The organism is Streptomyces sp. NPDC088910 (genome assembly GCF_044749865.1).
Classification (GTDB): domain Bacteria; phylum Actinomycetota; class Actinomycetes; order Streptomycetales; family Streptomycetaceae; genus Actinacidiphila.
Window position 1 is genome coordinate 161,113 of the sequence record NZ_JBIVIV010000010.1, and the last position, 16,581, is coordinate 177,693.

The 16,581-nt window shown below is 69.2% G+C and carries 16 protein-coding genes and 2 pseudogenes; 8 read left to right on the forward strand and 10 right to left on the reverse strand.

The genetic code is table 11. From position 1 onward, the window contains the following. Window positions 1-201: 201 nt before the first annotated feature. From ACIP4Z_RS23150 to ACIP4Z_RS23165, 4 genes are all read left to right on the forward strand, one after another. Window positions 202-792, forward strand: a complete 591-nt coding sequence (locus ACIP4Z_RS23150) for a DUF5819 family protein (RefSeq protein ID WP_401310991.1) — start codon at window positions 202-204, stop codon at window positions 790-792. Beyond that, window positions 782-1,855: an HTTM domain-containing protein gene (locus ACIP4Z_RS23155; RefSeq protein ID WP_401310994.1), complete on the forward strand. Its 1,074-nt coding sequence runs from the start codon at window positions 782-784 to the stop codon at window positions 1,853-1,855. The genes ACIP4Z_RS23150 and ACIP4Z_RS23155 overlap by 11 nt, the downstream gene beginning before the upstream one ends. A 147-nt stretch (window positions 1,856-2,002) precedes the next feature. Then, window positions 2,003-2,302, forward strand: a complete 300-nt coding sequence (locus ACIP4Z_RS23160) for a hypothetical protein (RefSeq protein WP_401310997.1) — start codon at window positions 2,003-2,005, stop codon at window positions 2,300-2,302. An 80-nt stretch (window positions 2,303-2,382) separates the two neighbouring features. Beyond that, complete coding sequence (locus ACIP4Z_RS23165; protein ID WP_401311000.1) at window positions 2,383-3,144, forward strand: nucleotidyltransferase domain-containing protein; 762 nt, start codon at window positions 2,383-2,385, stop codon at window positions 3,142-3,144. 269 nt (window positions 3,145-3,413) lie between these two features. Here the strand turns inward: ACIP4Z_RS23165 and ACIP4Z_RS23170 are convergent, their stop codons facing one another. The 3 genes from ACIP4Z_RS23170 to ACIP4Z_RS23180 form a co-directional block, all read right to left on the reverse strand. Beyond that, window positions 3,414-3,806 carry a VOC family protein gene (locus ACIP4Z_RS23170; protein ID WP_401311003.1) on the reverse strand — a complete coding sequence of 131 codons (393 nt, stop codon included), beginning with the start codon at window positions 3,804-3,806 and terminating at the stop codon, window positions 3,414-3,416. Next, window positions 3,803-4,105 (reverse strand): metalloregulator ArsR/SmtB family transcription factor, encoded by a 303-nt coding sequence (locus ACIP4Z_RS23175; RefSeq protein WP_355345514.1) that lies wholly within the window; start codon window positions 4,103-4,105, stop codon window positions 3,803-3,805. Before ACIP4Z_RS23175 ends, ACIP4Z_RS23170 begins: the two co-directional genes overlap by 4 nt. 202 nt (window positions 4,106-4,307) lie before the next feature. Further along, window positions 4,308-4,634 carry a hypothetical protein gene (locus tag ACIP4Z_RS23180; RefSeq protein ID WP_401311005.1) on the reverse strand — a complete coding sequence of 109 codons (327 nt, stop codon included), beginning with the start codon at window positions 4,632-4,634 and terminating at the stop codon, window positions 4,308-4,310. Between the two features lie 472 nt (window positions 4,635-5,106). Between ACIP4Z_RS23180 and ACIP4Z_RS23185 the strand changes: the two genes are divergently transcribed. The 3 genes from ACIP4Z_RS23185 (at window position 5,107) to ACIP4Z_RS23195 (ending at window position 7,648) form a co-directional block, all read left to right on the forward strand. After that, window positions 5,107-5,832, forward strand: coding sequence for a dienelactone hydrolase family protein (locus tag ACIP4Z_RS23185; protein ID WP_401311008.1), 726 nt, complete (start codon window positions 5,107-5,109; stop codon window positions 5,830-5,832). A 270-nt stretch (window positions 5,833-6,102) separates the two neighbouring features. Beyond that, window positions 6,103-6,492 carry a PPOX class F420-dependent oxidoreductase gene (locus tag ACIP4Z_RS23190; protein WP_391045309.1) on the forward strand — a complete coding sequence of 130 codons (390 nt, stop codon included), beginning with the start codon at window positions 6,103-6,105 and terminating at the stop codon, window positions 6,490-6,492. A 679-nt stretch (window positions 6,493-7,171) separates the two neighbouring features. Then, window positions 7,172-7,648 carry a hypothetical protein gene (locus ACIP4Z_RS23195; protein ID WP_401311011.1) on the forward strand — a complete coding sequence of 159 codons (477 nt, stop codon included), beginning with the start codon at window positions 7,172-7,174 and terminating at the stop codon, window positions 7,646-7,648. On the opposite strand, the pseudogene ACIP4Z_RS23200 reads toward ACIP4Z_RS23195, so the two are convergent. The 7 genes and pseudogenes from ACIP4Z_RS23200 to ACIP4Z_RS23230 all read right to left on the reverse strand — a co-directional run. Further along, window positions 7,570-7,752: pseudogene (locus tag ACIP4Z_RS23200) on the reverse strand (hypothetical protein); the annotation flags it as partial. The gene ACIP4Z_RS23195 and the pseudogene ACIP4Z_RS23200 overlap by 79 nt on opposite strands. Before the next feature lie 159 nt (window positions 7,753-7,911). Next, complete coding sequence (locus tag ACIP4Z_RS23205) at window positions 7,912-8,925, reverse strand: RCC1 domain-containing protein (protein WP_401311014.1); 1,014 nt, start codon at window positions 8,923-8,925, stop codon at window positions 7,912-7,914. A gap of 46 nt (window positions 8,926-8,971) precedes the next feature. Next, the gene (locus ACIP4Z_RS23210) at window positions 8,972-10,273 is read right to left on the reverse strand and encodes a hypothetical protein (protein WP_401311017.1); all 1,302 of its coding nucleotides are present in this window, start codon (window positions 10,271-10,273) and stop codon (window positions 8,972-8,974) included. 92 nt (window positions 10,274-10,365) lie between these two features. After that, window positions 10,366-11,331, reverse strand: coding sequence for a hypothetical protein (locus tag ACIP4Z_RS23215; RefSeq protein WP_401311020.1), 966 nt, complete (start codon window positions 11,329-11,331; stop codon window positions 10,366-10,368). Next, complete coding sequence (locus tag ACIP4Z_RS23220; RefSeq protein WP_401311023.1) at window positions 11,328-11,858, reverse strand: hypothetical protein; 531 nt, start codon at window positions 11,856-11,858, stop codon at window positions 11,328-11,330. The genes ACIP4Z_RS23215 and ACIP4Z_RS23220 overlap by 4 nt, the downstream gene beginning before the upstream one ends. Window positions 11,859-12,711: 853 nt before the next feature. Next, window positions 12,712-12,993, reverse strand: a complete 282-nt coding sequence (locus ACIP4Z_RS23225) for a hypothetical protein (protein WP_401311026.1) — start codon at window positions 12,991-12,993, stop codon at window positions 12,712-12,714. Between the two features lie 37 nt (window positions 12,994-13,030). Further along, window positions 13,031-13,218: pseudogene (locus tag ACIP4Z_RS23230) on the reverse strand (IS5/IS1182 family transposase); the annotation flags it as partial. A gap of 540 nt (window positions 13,219-13,758) precedes the next feature. On the opposite strand from ACIP4Z_RS23230, the gene ACIP4Z_RS23235 reads away from it, so the two are divergent. Beyond that, the gene (locus tag ACIP4Z_RS23235; protein WP_401311028.1) at window positions 13,759-16,233 is read left to right on the forward strand and encodes a SufS family cysteine desulfurase; all 2,475 of its coding nucleotides are present in this window, start codon (window positions 13,759-13,761) and stop codon (window positions 16,231-16,233) included. Window positions 16,234-16,581 lie beyond the last annotated feature (348 nt).

Genomic DNA, 16,581 nt, shown 5'->3' on the forward strand with positions numbered 1-16,581 from the left:
CGGCGGAATTGACACCGAATCCGCCGCGCGCCGCGGCACCGGGCCGCACAAAAGGCAGCAGCGGAAAGTAGAGGGCAGGCGCAGATGCGGGCAGCAGGGACAGCGGTGCGGGTCGATTCCGACACGCACGTACGGGAATTGCCGGACGAATCACCGGAGTTCTCCGGACAACACCGACTGCCCGTCCCGCTGAGAGCGGGCATGGGGATCGCAATCGCGCTGATCGTGGCCACGGCGTTGACCCATGTGGCCATGGTGTTCCTGCACGTGGCACCGGCCAATCCGATCTCGCAGCGGTTCGGCCGCCAGATCAACGCCTGGATCTACCCGGTCTTCGAGCAGAATTGGCAGTTGTTCGCGCCGGATCCCGAGTCGGTGGACCGGACGGTCTACGCCCGTGTCGCGAGCACCGGCCCCGACGGGACCATGCACGTCACCGCGTGGGTCGACCTGACCGCCGCCGACACGGCGGCGGTCGAGCACGACCCGTTCCCCAGCCACACCCACCAGAACATGTTGCGCCGGGCCTGGTCCTCCTACGTCGACACGCACGGGAGCGACGACGAGCCCCACTCGGACCGCGCGGTCATGACCCAGCGGTACCTGCGCAACATCGCGGTGCAGCGCGTGGGGGGCCGCCGACCCGTCGGAGACGGTCCCGTCCAGTCCGTCCAACTCCGAGTGGTCACCGTGCCCGTCGCCGTCCAGCACGCGCGTCCGGTCGCCACCGCGGCCACGGCCGCCGACACCCGTTTGCTGCCCTGGTGGAAGGTGCCCTCGAATGACCACTGACCAGGTGACGTCCACCGACGACGCGGTGCGGCCGGCGCCCGACGTGCCGCGGCCCACCCCGAATGGGACCGGCCGGGCGTACGCCCTGCTCACGGAGCGACCGGTGTCCCAGTACGCGGCGGCCGTGCTGCGGATCGGATACGGACTGCTCTACCTCGTCTTCCTGCTGCGGGAGTTCTCGCATCGCGACGAGATCTGGGGACCCGGCTCGCCGTGGACTCCCGACCTCGCCCGGCAGCTCTTCGCCCAGAGCGGCTGGGCCAGCGTCCTCACGCTGTCCGACAACAAGGTCTACTTCGAGACCTGTTACGCCTTCGCCGTGATCATCTGCGCGCTCTTCGCGCTGGGTTGGCGGACGCGGGCGGTCTCCGTGCTCTTCGCCGTCGTCGTCGCCTCATTCCACGCCAGGGCGCTCTTCATGACGGACGGCGGCGACAACCTCACCCTGCTGATGTCCGTCTACCTGATGTTCACCGCCTGCGGACGCCGCTGGTCCCTGGACGCACGCCGCACTCGGCTTCGCCCCGCCCGCCCGGACGCGCTCGCCTTCGTGCAACTCCGTTACGTCCGGCGCACGTTGACCACGGTGCTGCACAACTGCGGCATGTTCGTCATCGCGGCCCAGGTCTGCTTCCTCTACGGATCCGCCGGCCTCTACAAGGTCCAGGGCGCCTCCTGGGGCAACGGCACCGCCCTGCACGACGTACTCAACCTCCCCCTCTTCCAGCCCTGGCCCGCGCTGTCCCATCTCGCCGACAGCTTTCCGACGGTGCTCGTCATCGCCGGTTACGTGACCGTCCTCGTCCAAGTCGCCTTCCCCTTCGTCCTGTTCGGCCGCCTCAAATACCCCGTCCTCGTCATCCTGATCGGCATGCACACCGGCATCGCCCTCTTCCTCGGCCTTCCGCTCTTCTCCGCGGCGATGATCATCGCCGACACCGCCTTCCTCCCCGACCGCCTCTACCTCTCCCTCTCCACCCAGCTCCGCCGATTCCGCCGCCCCACCCCCGCGTCACCGGACCCCACCGACGCGCCCCCCATCCCCGCCCAACCCGCGCTCTAGGCTGTGTCGCCAGCGGAAGCCGGTGAGCCGGGCGCCCTCGGACCTCTCGACGTCGAGCACGCCGCCTCCCGCCGGCCGCGTGGTGTCCATCTCGCCGCGTAAACTGTCGGCTCCGACGGTTTCCCGTTCGACCCGAAGGACTCAGCCGTGGCCGACCGGCCCGAGATTGTCTGCATCTGCGGCTCTACCCGGTTCGTGGCCGAGATGCGCGCGGCGAACCGTGACCTGACCTTCGCCGGTGCCATCGTCGTCGCGCCGGGCGAGGCGGACGAGTCGATCACCGCCGAGCAGAAAACCGCACTGGACGCCCTCCACCTGCGCAAGATCGACCTGGCCGACCGCGTTCTGATCGTCAACCCCGGCGGCTACGTCGGCGAGTCCACGACCCGGGAGATCGCCTACGCCCAAGCCACCGGCAAACCGATCTCGTTCACCGATCCCGTCTGACCACTACTACTCCAGCCCCGTAGATCGTGAGCATGCCGGACCTGCGGCGCAGTGCGTGCCCGTGTGCGAGGATCTCGGCTATGGCGGCGACTGAAACGGATCTCGTTCTCAACCGGTTCGTCTCCGAGATACAGCTGGCGGTGCCGATGGTGGCCGTCTGGGCACACGGTTCACTCGCGCTTGGCGACTTCCAGCCGGGACGCAGCGATCTTGATCTCATCGCGATCGTCGAACGCCCTCTGGACGGCGAGCACAGGGACCGGCTGGCGAGCATTCACCAGCGCCTGCTGGACGAAGAGCCAGCCGCGGCCAAGTTGCACTGCTCATACATGGTCACCACATCGCTCTCCGAGGTCGAGACGCACCATGTCACCTGGGCACACAGCATGATCCTGGAACGCCCAGTAACACCGGTCACCCGCCGAGAACTGCTCGACGGCGGGCTCACCCTCCATGGTCCGTCGCCGACGGAACTGCTCCCGCCGCTCACGTGCGGGCAGTTGGAGGACTTCATCCGGCGCGACCTGGGACAGTTCTGGCTTCCGGCCACAGGCAAGCCCCTACTTTGGCTTCGGGACATCTGGGTGGATCTGGGCCTGCTGGTCCTGGCCCGAGCCACCGTCACGCTACGCGACGGACGGCTGATCACAAAGGGTGAGGCCCTCGCGGAACTGCTGGAACTGGGTGCGCCGGCAGATGTGGTTCGAGACATCCAAGAGCGCCGGTACGCAGATCCCAAGCCGATCAGCCCTTTGCGGCGAATCCGCCGAGCGATGCGGGCCCGCGCCTTCGTGCGGCGTGGTATCAAGCGCACTCTGGCGATGGGCGGAAGCCCCGAGTAGGCGTCGCCCAGCGTGGATACGTCATGACGGTCCGCCGGATGCACCTTCGGCTGATCGGATGAGTAGCAGGCCAGGTGGCGACCGGGACGTTCAAGGTCGTGAGCGTCTACGACGGCACCACCGACCTGTCCCGCTCCTGGCCGCACTACCACGAATGGAAACGCTTCGGCGTCGCGGGCGACTCAGGACTCGACGCACTGCTCTGCCTGTCCATGAACTACCCCGACGACGCCGGATACGCGACGCAGGCGGGTACGCGGGGCGGACGGCTACTGGGGCTGGGTCGCGATCTGGATGAGGTTGCCGCAGGTGTCGTCGAAGACGGCGGTGGTCACGGGGCCCATTTCCAGGGGCTCCTGAGTGAAACGGACGCCGAGCCCGGACAGGCGCTCGTACTCCGCCTTCACGTCGCTGACGGCGAACTGGGCGAGCGGGATGCCGTCCTCGAAGAGCGCGTCGCGGTAGGGCGTGACGGCCGGGTGGCCGGCAGGCTCCAGGAGGAGTTCGGTCCCGTCGGGCTCGTCGGGTGAGACGACGGTCAGCCACCGGTCCTTTTCGCCCACCGGCACGTCGTACTTCTTCACGAAGCCGAGGACGTCCGTGTAGAAGGCCAGGGCCTTGGCCTGGTCGTCGACGAACACACTGGTCAGATGGATCCTCATGGGGTGCTCTCCGTTGGTCCGGACGTGCCGCGGACAGGCCAGCGTTCGGTGATCTGCCGCAGCGGGTCGGTGTTCAGGTCGTGGAACTTGTAGCGCCCCTCCCGCCGGGTCTCGACGAGTCCGGCCGCCTCCAGCACGGCGAGGTGCTGCGAGACCCCCTGACGCGAGAGCCCGAGCCGATGCTTCATCGCCAGCCGCGAGCAGATCTCGAACAGCGTCTGTCCTGACTTCTCCGCGAGCTCGTCGAGGATCGTCCTGCGGGTGGGGTCGGCCAAGGCTTTGAACAGGTCATCGGCCACGCTCCCATGATAGGCAAGTCCCCACTTGCCTATCAAGCCGAGGCACACGGCGGAACCGTCGATGACCAGGCGGTGGTCACGGACCCGACGGCGGCGTGAACCTCGCCAAGACGTCCGCTCGGAGCTGCTCCGGCAATCGCCGGTAGCCCGCCGGGCGGTCCGGCTGCGGAGGGCGTTTCGTTCGCCGTCCCCGGCGGCCCGGTCAGGCCACCGTAGAGGCGCCGGGCTCTTCACAGCCCAACGACCCGACGACGATCAGCTTGCCGGGCTGTCCGGTGTCGGCGGCGGAGCCGAGGAGGGCGCATTTCCAGACGATGTCGCCAGCGGCGTCCTTGACGGTGCCGGGGCCCTCGTATCCGGCAGGACCGCCGGTGCAGCCGTCGCCCGCCACGCGGTTGGCGTCATCGACCAGGATGTTCTGACAGGTGTGGACGGGGTCCTGGGCGGCTACGGCGGTGCCCGGCAGGACCGCGGTCGCGGCGGCGAGGGCGGCGGCGACAACCGTGCCACACCGGATGCGGTTGCGCATGTCTTCTCCCGGAGGGGGGCTGATGAAGCCGGACCCCGATTCGACCAGCCCCGGTGCGCCCCGGGCCGGGATTGACCATCGCGTGGGCGTTTCGGGAAGAGCGGACCCACGGCCCGCAGGGCTCGGACGGCGGTGCCGTTGCCCGGCGGGGCGCTCCGGGGAGACGGATCCGGCACCTCTGTCAGGCAGCCCGGCGCGGCTCCCTGGCGTACGTGCCGCCTGGCAGCCCCCTTCTGCGCGCCCGTCCAGCGCGCCGAAGGCGACAGCACGGCCGTCTGCCACGTACCTGAGGTTCGTGGCACTTCCCTCTTCCTCGGCGGAGCTGCGGCGGGGCACCGTACCAGGACCTGCCAGGTCGGCCGATGACTTGGGCTCTCGGGCCGGGCGGGCGCGAGGTGTGCGCGGATGTTTCTGTTCCGCCGGCGGAGAACAGCGCCCCGACCGGGCTCGACGGCCATTACGGTCCAGTCGTATGACGACGGTTACCACGCGTACGGTCGAGTATCCGGCTGACGGTTTGACGATGGTCGGGCACCTCGCGCTCCCGGCCGGTACCGACCGCCGGCCCGCGGTGCTGCTCGGGCCTGAGGGCATGGGGCTCAGTGACGTCGAGCGCCGCCGGGCGGATGCTCTCGCCGAGCTGGGATACGTAGCGCTTGCCTTCGACCTGCACGGCGGGCGCTATCTGGGGGACCCCGAGGAGATGCTGGCCCGTTGCCTGCCGCTGCTCGCCGACCCGGACCGGATGCGGGGGATCGGCCACGCGGCGCTGGACGTGCTGCGCGCCGAACCGCGCACCGACCCCGACCGGATCGCCGCCATCGGCTACGGCACCGGCGGCGCCATCGGGCTGGAACTCGGGCGCGACGGCGCCCACCTGCGCGCGATCGGCACCGTCAACGCGACGACCACCGGCCGGCCGGGCGAGGCAGCGCGCATCCGCTGCCCGGTGTGGGCGGGCGTCGGGTCGGAAGACCCGATCATGCCTCCCGCGCAACGCAACGCGTTCACCGCCGAGATGCAGGCCGCCGGCGTCGACTGGCGCCTCGTGGTCTACGGCGGCGCCCTCCACGCCTTCCACCACCCGCCGGTCGACCACCCCATGGTCCCCGGCGTCGGCCACCACCCACAGCACGCACAACGCGCCTGGCGCGACGTCATCGACCTGCTCACCGAGTGCCTGCCCGTAACGGAGTGATCCGGCCGGCAACCGCCCTTCCGGGCCGCGTACCAGGCCGGTAGATCGCCACCGGCTCCGGCGGCTCCGGTTTGCAGGACATCACCGCAGCTCGGATTCGCTACGAAGACACCGACAGATCCGTCCGGCGTTGGACGGAGGCAGCACGTCACCACCGCACAGCCGACGATCACCCCACTCCGGTCTCGCACCCACGACCTGGCCTTCTGGGCAAGCGCATCCCGGGCACGCAGAGGGAGGCTCCATCAAGCCGTGACGTACCCTTCCGCCATGACAGATGGTCAAACGGACCTTGAGCGGCTGGCATCGGGCAAGTACGTCCGGGTCACTACCTTCCGTCGGGACGGCACAGAGGTTCCGACCCCGGTGTGGGTGATCCGGGACGGTGACGCCCTCGGTATCTGGACGGTCGCCGACTCCGGCAAGGTCAAGAGGATCCGCAACCGCGCCGACGTCCTGGTGTCCGCCTGCGACATTCGCGGCAACCCCTCGGGCGAGCCCGTCCCAGGACGGGCGGACATCCTCACCGGCGAGCAGACCCAGCACTACCGCCGTCTCCTGGCCCGCAAGTACGGGTTGACCGGAAGACTCACCCTCCTGGGCAGCCGCCTGCGCCGCGGCCTGGACGGCACCGTCGGCATCCGGATCACCCTCGCCTGACCGTGCGGCAGCGTCCCCGCCCGCCAACGCGATCCCGACGTCGCCGAGGCGGTCGGCGGAGGAGCTGGGGCCGGGTGGTGTCGCGATCCGGCGTGGGGATCGGTGGGGGGGGTGCATGGAAGCTGAGGACCCGAAATCTGCTTCAGCCGGTGGCTCGGTCTTCGTCCTGCCGACCACAGCGACCAGGTGACCGCACGTCCGCACAGTGAGGCCCGGCTCCGCAACCGGCGGGTGCGCGTAGGTATGCATCGTCTCGTTGAACTCCCTGTGCCGGGAGAGCGCCTGCACGGCCTTGGGGCTCAGGCCAGAATCAAGGAGCCATGTGGTGGAGAAGTGCTTCAGGCGGTAGGACCGGGTTCTCTTCGGCAGCCCGGCTAGCTTTACCGCTAGGCCGTTTCGTTTGGATCAGCTGGCGGGCCGGAGGAAGATCCTCGCGATGTGCAGTCCAGCCAGGTAGATGGTCCCTGTCCTGTCGTCACGGGCGGCCATGCCCCGTCACTGCTTCAAGCGGTTGATGCAGCCTCCAACGGTGTCGTGCTGTTTGTATGCCTCGCGGTCAAGGGTTGGTGGCCTTCCGCGTCGCAGGTGGTGGTCTCGTTGATCGGCCGGAACGGGGATAACCGCCCGGATGCCACGCTCGCGCAGGTGCTCGCGGATCGCACGGGAGGAGTACGCCTTATTGGCCAGGCCACGTCCGGATGCGGACGGTGATCCGACCGGGTTCACCGCGGCCTCCGGCGGCGGGTGGAAGCCCGAACCGGGCGCGGAGGACCTGACGCTGAGCGGCTCCCCGCTCACCGGCACCTTCACCCTCAAAGACAGCGAAGGCACGACCACCACGTTCGCGAAGGTCGACCCCTCGGCCACGTCGTGGCGGGTCACCTCGACGTTCCTGCCGACCACCAACTCCACCACCCAGGTCGTCTCGGAGAAGATCCCGGTCGGCAATACGTTCCTGGCCCGCCCCAAGTACGCCATCGCACCCACGTCCGCCGTCACGCAGGCCACCTGCTCCACCACGTCCGCGACCAAGGGCTGCCGCGTACTGGACTACGTCTACGCCACCACGCAGGTGGGCTGGGTGCCTTCTTGCTTGACCAAGCCGGGGTGGACGCCGAGCTGGAAGCCGCCGGGCAACGGCTTGCCGTCCTTGTAGGGCAGGACGTCCAGCGGTGAGGGGCCGTCGGCGGCGTAGACGACGCAGCCGGACAGGACCGCGACCGGGTGCTGGCCGGTGGACGCGGCGTACTTGATGATTCGAGCCGCGCGGTGTTCTGCCCAGCCCGGTAGCGGTAGTTGGGAGGTCCTGAGCGGGGTTGCGTGGCGGAGTGAGGCATGTGAACCGGCTGCCGCGTGGCCTTTGGCGAGCGGCAGCCGGTCTACGTCGGGAGCCTGTTGCGCGATCGGCGTTTCAGGTGGTCATGGCTGGGCGGGCGGGTCGCCGCGCAGGGCGAGGGAGTGGTAGCCGCCCGCTGCGATGGCCTGCACTTTGGTGGCGGCGTCGGTGGGGAGTGCGGTGAGGGCCGTGGTGTTGGCTTTCCATTCAATGGCCTGGCCGTTGTCGCGCAGGGCGACGATGCGGTCGTATCCGGCTGCCACCGCGACGACCCGGGTCTGGGCGGTAGTCGGCACCCACTGGTTGGTCATCGCGGTGCCCCAGGCGTAGACGCGACCGCCTACGACTGCGACGGAGAAGTCCTTGCCGGCGGCGATGGCCGTGGCCGTGCCGTTCTTGACCGGGGTGACGACGTCCGTCTGCTTCTTGCGGTTGTCGCCCCACGCGATGACTTTGCCGTCGTCGGTGAGGGCGAGGGCGTGGTAGGCGCCGGCGGCGATCGCGGTGATGCCGGTGTGGGTTCCTTCGGGGGTCTGGGTCTGGCCGTAGCGGTTGTCGCCCCAGGCCAGGACTTGGCCGTGCTTCAGGGCGAGCGAGAAGAACTGGCCTGCCGCGACGGCGTCGACGCCGGTCTGCGCGGCGGCGGGGACGGCTGTGGAGTCGTAGCGGTCGCTGCCCCAGGCGATGACCTGGCCGTTTTTGACGGCGAGGGAATGGAGGTAGCCGCCGGAGACGGCGGTGACGTCGGAGTGGAGCGCGGCCGGGACGTCTGTCTGGTGGTAGAGGTTGCTGCCCCAGGCGGTGACGGCGCCGTCCTTGACGGCCAGCGAGTGGAAGGCACCGGCGGCGATGGCGCTCGCCCCCCGCAGCGCGGCGCCGGGGATGGCGGTCTGGCCGTAGGTGTTGTCGCCCCAGGCGAGTGTCGCCCAGTCGGTTGCGGCGCGCTGGGCGGGAGCCGGCGTCACGACGGCGGGGGCGGTCCCCGGGGCGGCGGAGGCCGGCTGGGTGAGCGCCGGCAGGGGGCTGACGGCGGCCAGGGCGATCAGTACGGCCGCGGGTCTCCAGTGGCGTCGGCCTGCTTCACGGCGGGTCGGCATGGGGCGGTTTCCCTTTCCCTGAGAACTCGGGGAGGTGGTGGTCACGTCAGCCACGGTCGGCTCCGGCTGCCGGCGCGCCCGCGTCGACGGGGGTTTCGGCAGAGGGACGGTTGGAGCGGCAGCGTGCCTGCTCACCGGAGGTGAGGGGACCGGTGCGCTGGTAGACGCGGTCGGCGAGCTGGGTGGAGGGGTGGTCGACGACCGTGTAGAGGCGCCAGTCGAGGTTCGGGTCGGCGGGTGTGGGATTGGAGGTGTACCAGCCTTCGGTGCGCTGGCGTCCGCTCTGGGTTTCGATCCAGGAGACCTCGCCGGGGCTGATGACCTCACGGACCGTCCGGTCGGCCGCCGGGGCCCATGCGGGGGTGGTGCCGGTGCCGGTGGTGAACTGGCCGTTCATGTTCGAGCGTGCAGCCGACCCGGAGGCCGGGGGCAGTCCGGCGGCGGCGGGCAGGTCGCTGATGGTGCGTGAGGAGATCCGCAGCGGCCGTTCTCGGGTGATGGTCGCGCGGGTGCAGTTGATGTATCCCTCCTCGGCCTGCCTGGCGGGCTCGTAGTACGCGAAGGAGTAGTCGGACTCGGCCGTGAACGTGCAGCGGCTGGCGGCGGTGTTGCACTCGGTGACGGCCTCGGTGACGTTCCGCTTGTCGTTGCCCCTGAACGCCAGCGACGGCGGCAGTTCGTCGTTGCGGATGGTCTTGTCCAGTGGGGGCGGAACCTGGACCGCCGTGATGTTGGTGATCATCGGTCCGCACTGTCCGCCGTTGGTGCCGGTGCCGGCCGCGCCGCCGTTGGGTTTGACCGGGACCGTGGAGGCGAAGGTGAGCAGCGGCTCGTAGGCGTTGGCGGTGAAGGTGTAGGTGCGCCCGGTGCGCCAGACACCTGCGCCGAAGACATTCCATTCCTTGTCCGGGTCGGGCTCGGTCAGCTCGTCCTGAACGGCGCCGCCCTCACCTTGGACGGTGTAGGTCTGCCCCTGTTCCACCGTGCGGGGGGCACACTGCATCGCGATGCCGGGGCTGTCGTCGAAGGTGACCGTGACCCGTGCGCCCGGCCGCACACCGCGCAGACGCTGCTTGAACTCGTAGGACGAGCCGTTCTGGGGCAGCATCGCCGCGGCCTTCCCCCCGGGGTGGCCCGTGACGGTGCCCGCGTAGCGAAACACTCCGCTGGCGGTTCCGGCACCGTTGTTCGCGGACGTCGAACCCACCGACCATCCCGTGGGCGTGAGGGTGTTGCCGTTTCCGGTGATCGCCGGAAGCGCCAGGTCGCCGTTGATCACGGCGACCGGCTCGGGCGTGTCCGCCGAGGACGCCTCAGGAAAGGCGACGGCCACCAGGCCGAGACACATGGCCCCGACAGCGGCACGGCGAAGCACGGGGCGGGCTGTGGTCACGAGGGTCCTCTCCGGGGCCGGACCGTGCGGCGGCTTCGTGCGGGCGCTCACGAGGCGACGCCCGCGAGGTGAACGCGGTGCTTGAGCCAGGCGCCCGCGGGCAGCCTTTCGACGGTCAGGCCGGCGTCGGACCCGGCGCGCGCGCCGGCACGGCGGGCCGGAACGCTGCGGGTGGGCGGGGGCGTGGTGGTCTCGTCGATGGCGTCCCTGCCGCCGGGCCGCAGCCGCTGGCAGGTGTTGCCGGGCACGGTGTAGGTGTCCGCGACGAAGGTGCTGCGGTTGACGGTGGAAGGACCGTCCACGAAGACGTTGTGCGCCCCGAGACCGCTTCCGGTGAGGATGCTGCCGGCCACGCGCTGCATCGCAGCGCTCGCGCCGAACATGAGCGCGTCGCCCGGGGCGACGGTGACCTCGTATGTGGTGGACTCCGTCTGCTGGGTGCTCCAGTTCTTGGAGTACGACAGCTTGAAGGCGCCCTCGAAGGCGGCCCGCAGGCCCGCCGTGCCGGTCAGGGTGCCGCTGCCGTTGGCGGTTCCCTTCGCGGTGGCCTCGGCGCTGGGCCCCTTGGACTGGTCCGGGGTTTTGAAGGTCCCGCCGGCCTCGCCGCCGACGCCGGCGGTCACCGAGCCGGAGGCGTTCAGGCTTCCCTCGATGGTGATCTGCCCGGTGATCTCGCCGCCGAGGTTGTCGGAGCTGGAGACCTGGAGGGAGACCTGACGGCTGACCTTGATCGGCTCCTTGGTGCAGTTGAGGACCGCATTGCCCAGCGATCTGACAGCGGTGACGTACTCCCTGGAGGCGTCGCGGTTGATCTCGAAGCGGCAGGCACCGGCGTGTGCGGCACAGTAGTCGCTGATCTTCTGCGGGGAGTCCAGCGGCTTGTCGCCGTCGAAGGCCTGCGCGACGGGGACGGCGGGGTCGGGGCCGTCGGCCGCTGCGGCGGCCGGGGCGGACAGCGCGACCGCCAGGGCTGCGGCGGCGGCAAGGACTCGGCGGTTCGTCGTGGCGGTCATGGGTTCATCAACTCGCAGACGCGGGTGAGGTCGGCGGGGTCACCGGAGGACGACAGCGCGGGGGGCAGATCGGCTCCGAACGCGGAGCACTCGCCGCTGACCGCGGTCTGTGCGTTGTTTGAAGGAGCGGGGTGGACGCCTTCCAGTTCCTGCTGGGTCTTGGCCATGCCCTCCTTCTGCTCGTGGCCGTCCCCGGCGAGGTTGGTCATGCAGTCCTTCGAGGTGGGCGGGCACTTGGTGGCCTCGCCCTTGGCGGCGGCGATGTCCTCCTTGGCCTGCGCCTCGTCCTTCTCCACCTTGTCGCGCTGCCCGTCCACTTCCTCACGGTCCTTCGTGGACGCGGGGCAGGGCTTCTCCGCGCCGTCCGGGCAGGTCGAGTCGGTGGGGGAAGGCGTCGGATCGTCGGCCGCGCGGACGACAGCGACGGTGGGAGCGTCATGCAGAACTGCCCGGGAGGCGGGGAGGGCGGCAGCGGTGATGGCCACCGCGAGAGCGGCGATGCCGCGGGAGACAGGGATACGCGTCATGTTTCTGGGCACGACCTTTCCAAACACATGTTCATATACGGTGCATGTCGTCATGAACATATGAAAATCAGTACAATCTCAAACCCATCCGTGCCGCAGCCGGAAAACGATCACGCGATCGGCTCTGCGACCCGCCTCCTGAGCCCCGGCCACCGCCGGAACGGGGGCTGTAGACGCGGCCAGTGGACGTGGATTCGCGCGGTGGACGTCGTGGCGGACCCTGCAAAAGGGAGGCGTCGCCCTGACCTGGGGCCCCACGGGAGCGCAGATACTCCGCCAAGCCGTCGGGTCGAACCGTTATACCCGGGTGGAGTTGCTCGCGCCGCGCAAGCGCGTCCTGGGCGAACCACTTGCGTTTGAGCAGGTGTCCGCCGTCAGCTGTCGGGACAAAGGAGGCATAGCCGCGCTCGGCTTCGGGCCCGAAAACCTCGGCCAGTGCTGCCGCTGCGTGCGCTGCCAACGCCGGTCCGAGCCAGCACAGCGCCTCGGGGAATGAGCCTGCACCAACCGGCTCGTCGGTGGGGACGAAGCAGGCGTCCTCGGCGTGGGCGCGTCGCAGCCGAGCGCCTTACGAGGGCGACGAGCGGTCACAGTGACGGTTACCTCCGATCCCGGGCTCTATCGCTTACTAAGCTCGCGACCTTGACCATGGGTATGGGTGACCCCAGCGAAGCTGTAGCCACGGCCCAGAAAGCGCTCAGCGAAGTCGGCGGGTTGAGGTCCAAACGCGCTCTGACTGACGTGGCGGCGCTGTCCGATGCTGGCCGCCCCTTCGGGCGCAGGCCAGAGGCGGCCGAGCTGAGGCGGAGAATCGCCGATGTCGTCGCGCTATGGCCCGGCGCGAGTCGAAGCATCACGGCACATCCTTCAGGAAGCAGCCAGTACCGCCCACTTGGCAGCTGACGACGCCGAGCCGATCCGGTTCGCCGAAAACGATCTCTGGCGGATCCCTGGTGGCATCGTCGTGCGCATCGCCCGGCCGGGGCAGGACGCGGCAGCAGCGCGTGAAGTCGCCGTGGCAAGTTGGCTTGCCGGCCACGACGTCCGCGCGGTCGTGCCCCTGTCCATCGAGCAGCCCCTCATTGCCGCTGGCCGACCGGTGACCTTCTGGCATGAACTGCCCGAGCACCAGCACGGCACCGCCCGAGGACAGCCCTAAGCTCAACTGCCAGGCGCAGATGGATCAGCGTGGCCACCAGCCGATCGACGAACACCAGCTGGTGGCGAACTCCGGCACCCTCGGCCCGCTCGCGGATTCCGCCCCGCACAGCATGACGTCGGCCTGCCATGGCGCCGCCAACTCCTCGATCAGGCAAGCGAGATGACGCCGGGAGATCCCCGTGAACAGCCGGTGCGTCAGTACCGCCCGATTGACCTTGGGACCCGATGATGGTGGTGCGGCCGGACGCCGCTCGGCCGCGAATCGGAGACCGAAGCTTGAGCGCTCGGAGTGTGCAGGTTGTACGGCCTCACCCGCACCGGGGGCTTCGACGGGAACCCGTGAAGATGCTGGCTGCGCCAGAACGGGCGTCGGGGACTTGAAAACACCGGTGCCGGACCGTCCTGGTCGACAGACGGTCGAGCCGAGCGCCGTGCTCGGCCGACGCCGTAGCGCCCAAGCGCCACTGCCAGTGCGTCGGCGATGTCAGAGAGATTGACGAGATCGCCCTCGACCCGCAGCGGGTTGATGGGGATCACCGCGATGCCGTAGCAGCACGTCGCGGCAACTGAAGTTCTCCGCCGCCGCACCAGGCGCGTCCCGCGTGGCGTCAGCAATTGTAAACGTCCCGGCGCATTTAACACCTCCGTCACCGGCTTCTCTACACGTCCCCTGCGGAGAGTTGGTTAATGGGCGTGTTGCGGCCGTCCTCGAACTCATCGAATGAACTGGAGGGTGCATATGAATGCTGATTCTGACTGTCCGTGCGGTGCGCACTCGGCCCTGCGGGACTCTGTGCCGGGCGCGAGCCAGCGGGTGTTTGACCTTGACGAGATCCGGGCGGACTTTCCCATCCTTTCGCGCCGGGTCGGAGGCGGTGTTCCGCTGGTGTATCTGGACAGCGCGGCCACCGCACAGAAGCCGGAGATGGTCCTGGCGGCCGAGACCGACTTCTACCGTCTACACAACGCCAATGTGCACCGAAGTTCCCACCAGGTGGCGCGTGAGGCGACGGATCTGCTGGAGCGGGGGCGGGCCAGGATCGCCGGCTTCATCGGCGCCCGGCCGCAGGACATGGTCTTGGTGAAGAATGCCTCCGAGGGGCTCAATCTCGTCGCATACGCGTTGGCGAACGCCTCCCGTGCGGAGCGTGAGTTGCGTTCCATGGCGCTGGGGCCGGGGGACCGCGTGGTCATCACCGAGATGGAACACCACTCGAACCTGATGCCCTGGCAGCAGTTGTGCCGCCAGACCGGTGCGGAGCTGGCGTGGCTGACGATCACTCAAGAAGGGCGACTGGATCTGGACAACCTCGACGAGGTGGTCAACGAGCGCACCAAGGTTGTGGCCTTCACTCACCAGTCGAACGTGTACGGCACGGTGAACCCCTTGTCGGTGCTGGTGAAACGCGCCAAGGAGGTGGGGGCGCTGACGGTCCTGGACGCGTGTCAGTCGGTGCCGCACTTCCCCGTCGACGTCACCGAACTCGGGGTGGACTTCCTGGCGTTCTCCGGGCACAAGATGTGCGGCCCCACCGGGATCGGGGTGTTGTGGGGGAGAGGGGAACTCCTGCGGGCGCTTCCACCGTTCCTGACGGGCGGGGAGATGAATGACACCGTCGCCATGGGGCACTCCACCTACGCCGACCCGCCGCAGCGATTCGAGGCCGGCACTCCCATGATCGCCCAAGCCATCGGACTCGCCGCCGCCTGCGCCTACCTCGACACGCTGGGCCGCGATCGGATCGCCGAGCACTGCGCCCGACTGACCGCCCGCGCGCTCGAAGGGCTGGCGAACATCCCGGGCGCACGGATCGTCGGCCCCGCTGACAGCCGTGATCGCGGGCCAGCGATCTCTTTTGCGCTCAAGGGACGCTTTCCCGACGAGATCGGAGAACACCTGGACGAGCGCGGGATCGGCATCCGCGTCGGTCACCTGTGTGCCCGTCCGGCGTGTGTGCGCTTCGGACTGCCCGCCACCACTCGCGCTTCCTTCTACGCCTACAACACCGAGGACGAGATCGACGTGTTCCTCGAGGCGGTCGCCGAACTCGCCGAACACACCGGGCATCAGGCGGGCGGTCCACCCACGCGCGAGAAGGCGGAGGCGCGTGCGGTCGCCTCTCCCGAGCCCGCGGCGGCTTCGGCCCCGTCTGAGCTGGTGACGGCCTTTTCCGACCGGGTGTTCACCGACGCGGCGACCGCGGTGGGGGGACTGGCTGTCTCACTCGGCGACCGCCTGGGTCTGTACCGGGCGATGGCCGGCGCGGGACCGCTGACACCGGCCCAACTCGCCGAACGGACCGGTACTCAGGAGATCTACGTACGCGAGTGGCTGCACACCCAGTACGGCGCCGGATACGTGGTATCACCCGGCACCGAAGCGGACGGTCAGCGCACCTACGAGCTCCCCGACGCCCATGCCCAGGTCCTCGCCCACCCCGACGCCCCAACAGCCGGCGTCGGCATCTTCACCGCACTGCAAACCCTCTACCGGGTCGAAGACCGGCTCGCCCAGTGCTTCCGCACCGGCGAGGGCGTGGACTGGAGTGAATACCCGCCACAGATGTTCCGAGCCGTGGCGCGGTTCTTCCGGCCGGCCTACAACGCGAACATCGTCACTCGGTGGCTGCCCGCCCTCCAGGGAGTGCGCGAGCGCCTCGACAGCGGCGCCCAGGTCGCCGACATCGGCTGCGGGGTCGGCTACTCCACCATGCTGATGGCAGCGGCCTTCCCTCGATCTGCGTTCGACGGATACGACTACCACGCCGAGTCCATCGACCGGGCTGCGATCATCGCCGAAGAGCGCGACCTCGACGACCGCGTTCACTTCCACACCGTCGCCGCCGCCGACCTTGACGCCGACCGCCCGGCTTACGACCTGGTGACCTTCTTCAACTGCCTCCACGATATGGGTGACCCTCTCGCGGCCCTGAAAGGTGCACGCCGCATCCTCAAGCCGGCAGGCACGGTCATGCTCGTCGAGCCCAACGGAGAGGCGGATCCGACGATGAACACGCACCCCGTCAGCAAACTCTTCATGGCACTGTCCGTAGGGTTGTGCTTGCCCGCAGCGGTCGCCCAGCACGGCCCCCAGGCCCTGGGCAACCACGCAGGCGAACACGCGCTGCGTTCGCTGGCCCGAGAAGCCGGCTTCGCCCACTGGCGCCGTGCCGCCGAAACACCGCGCAGTGCCGTCTACGAAATCCGCGCCTGAACCCGGCGGGTAGGGACGATGCCCACCTGTACCCCCAGGGGGGCACACCGCGCGGCGGTATCCGTTCAGTCGCCCCGTCTCTCGGCTCGGTACCACCGCGCCGCCCTGGCATCGGGCGTCGGTATCTGCCGGTAGCGCCACCGTCGGGAGGGGCGGCCTGTCCAAGCCCTCCGCGGAACGACGCCGGGCCTGGGCCGGCGCGCCCACCGCGAAGGCCGGGGGAGGTCTGGATGGAGGGGCTCCGCCTTCTGTGCCTCCAGCATATGCCGTGGCCAGTCCCGAGTGATTTGCCTATATGTCAACTTACGCAAGGCCCCTCCCGTCCAGGTGCTCAGTCTCGGCATACGG

Bases quoted from the DNA above. Each gene is read 5' to 3' on its own strand.
- ACIP4Z_RS23150 (WP_401310991.1), top strand. From the start codon at position 202: ATGGGGATCGCAATCGCGCTGATCGTGGCCACGGCGTTGACCCATGTG.
- ACIP4Z_RS23155 (WP_401310994.1), top strand. From the start codon at position 782: ATGACCACTGACCAGGTGACGTCCACCGACGACGCGGTGCGGCCGGCG.
- ACIP4Z_RS23165 (WP_401311000.1), top strand. From the start codon at position 2,383: ATGGCGGCGACTGAAACGGATCTCGTTCTCAACCGGTTCGTCTCCGAG.
- ACIP4Z_RS23170 (WP_401311003.1), bottom strand. From the start codon at position 3,806: ATGAGGATCCATCTGACCAGTGTGTTCGTCGACGACCAGGCCAAGGCC.
- ACIP4Z_RS23180 (WP_401311005.1), bottom strand. From the start codon at position 4,634: ATGCGCAACCGCATCCGGTGTGGCACGGTTGTCGCCGCCGCCCTCGCC.
- ACIP4Z_RS23185 (WP_401311008.1), top strand. From the start codon at position 5,107: ATGACGACGGTTACCACGCGTACGGTCGAGTATCCGGCTGACGGTTTG.
- ACIP4Z_RS23190 (WP_391045309.1), top strand. From the start codon at position 6,103: ATGACAGATGGTCAAACGGACCTTGAGCGGCTGGCATCGGGCAAGTAC.
- ACIP4Z_RS23205 (WP_401311014.1), bottom strand. From the start codon at position 8,925: ATGCCGACCCGCCGTGAAGCAGGCCGACGCCACTGGAGACCCGCGGCC.
- ACIP4Z_RS23210 (WP_401311017.1), bottom strand. From the start codon at position 10,273: ATGTGTCTCGGCCTGGTGGCCGTCGCCTTTCCTGAGGCGTCCTCGGCG.
- ACIP4Z_RS23215 (WP_401311020.1), bottom strand. From the start codon at position 11,331: ATGACCGCCACGACGAACCGCCGAGTCCTTGCCGCCGCCGCAGCCCTG.
- ACIP4Z_RS23220 (WP_401311023.1), bottom strand. From the start codon at position 11,858: ATGACGCGTATCCCTGTCTCCCGCGGCATCGCCGCTCTCGCGGTGGCC.
- ACIP4Z_RS23235 (WP_401311028.1), top strand. From the start codon at position 13,759: ATGAATGCTGATTCTGACTGTCCGTGCGGTGCGCACTCGGCCCTGCGG.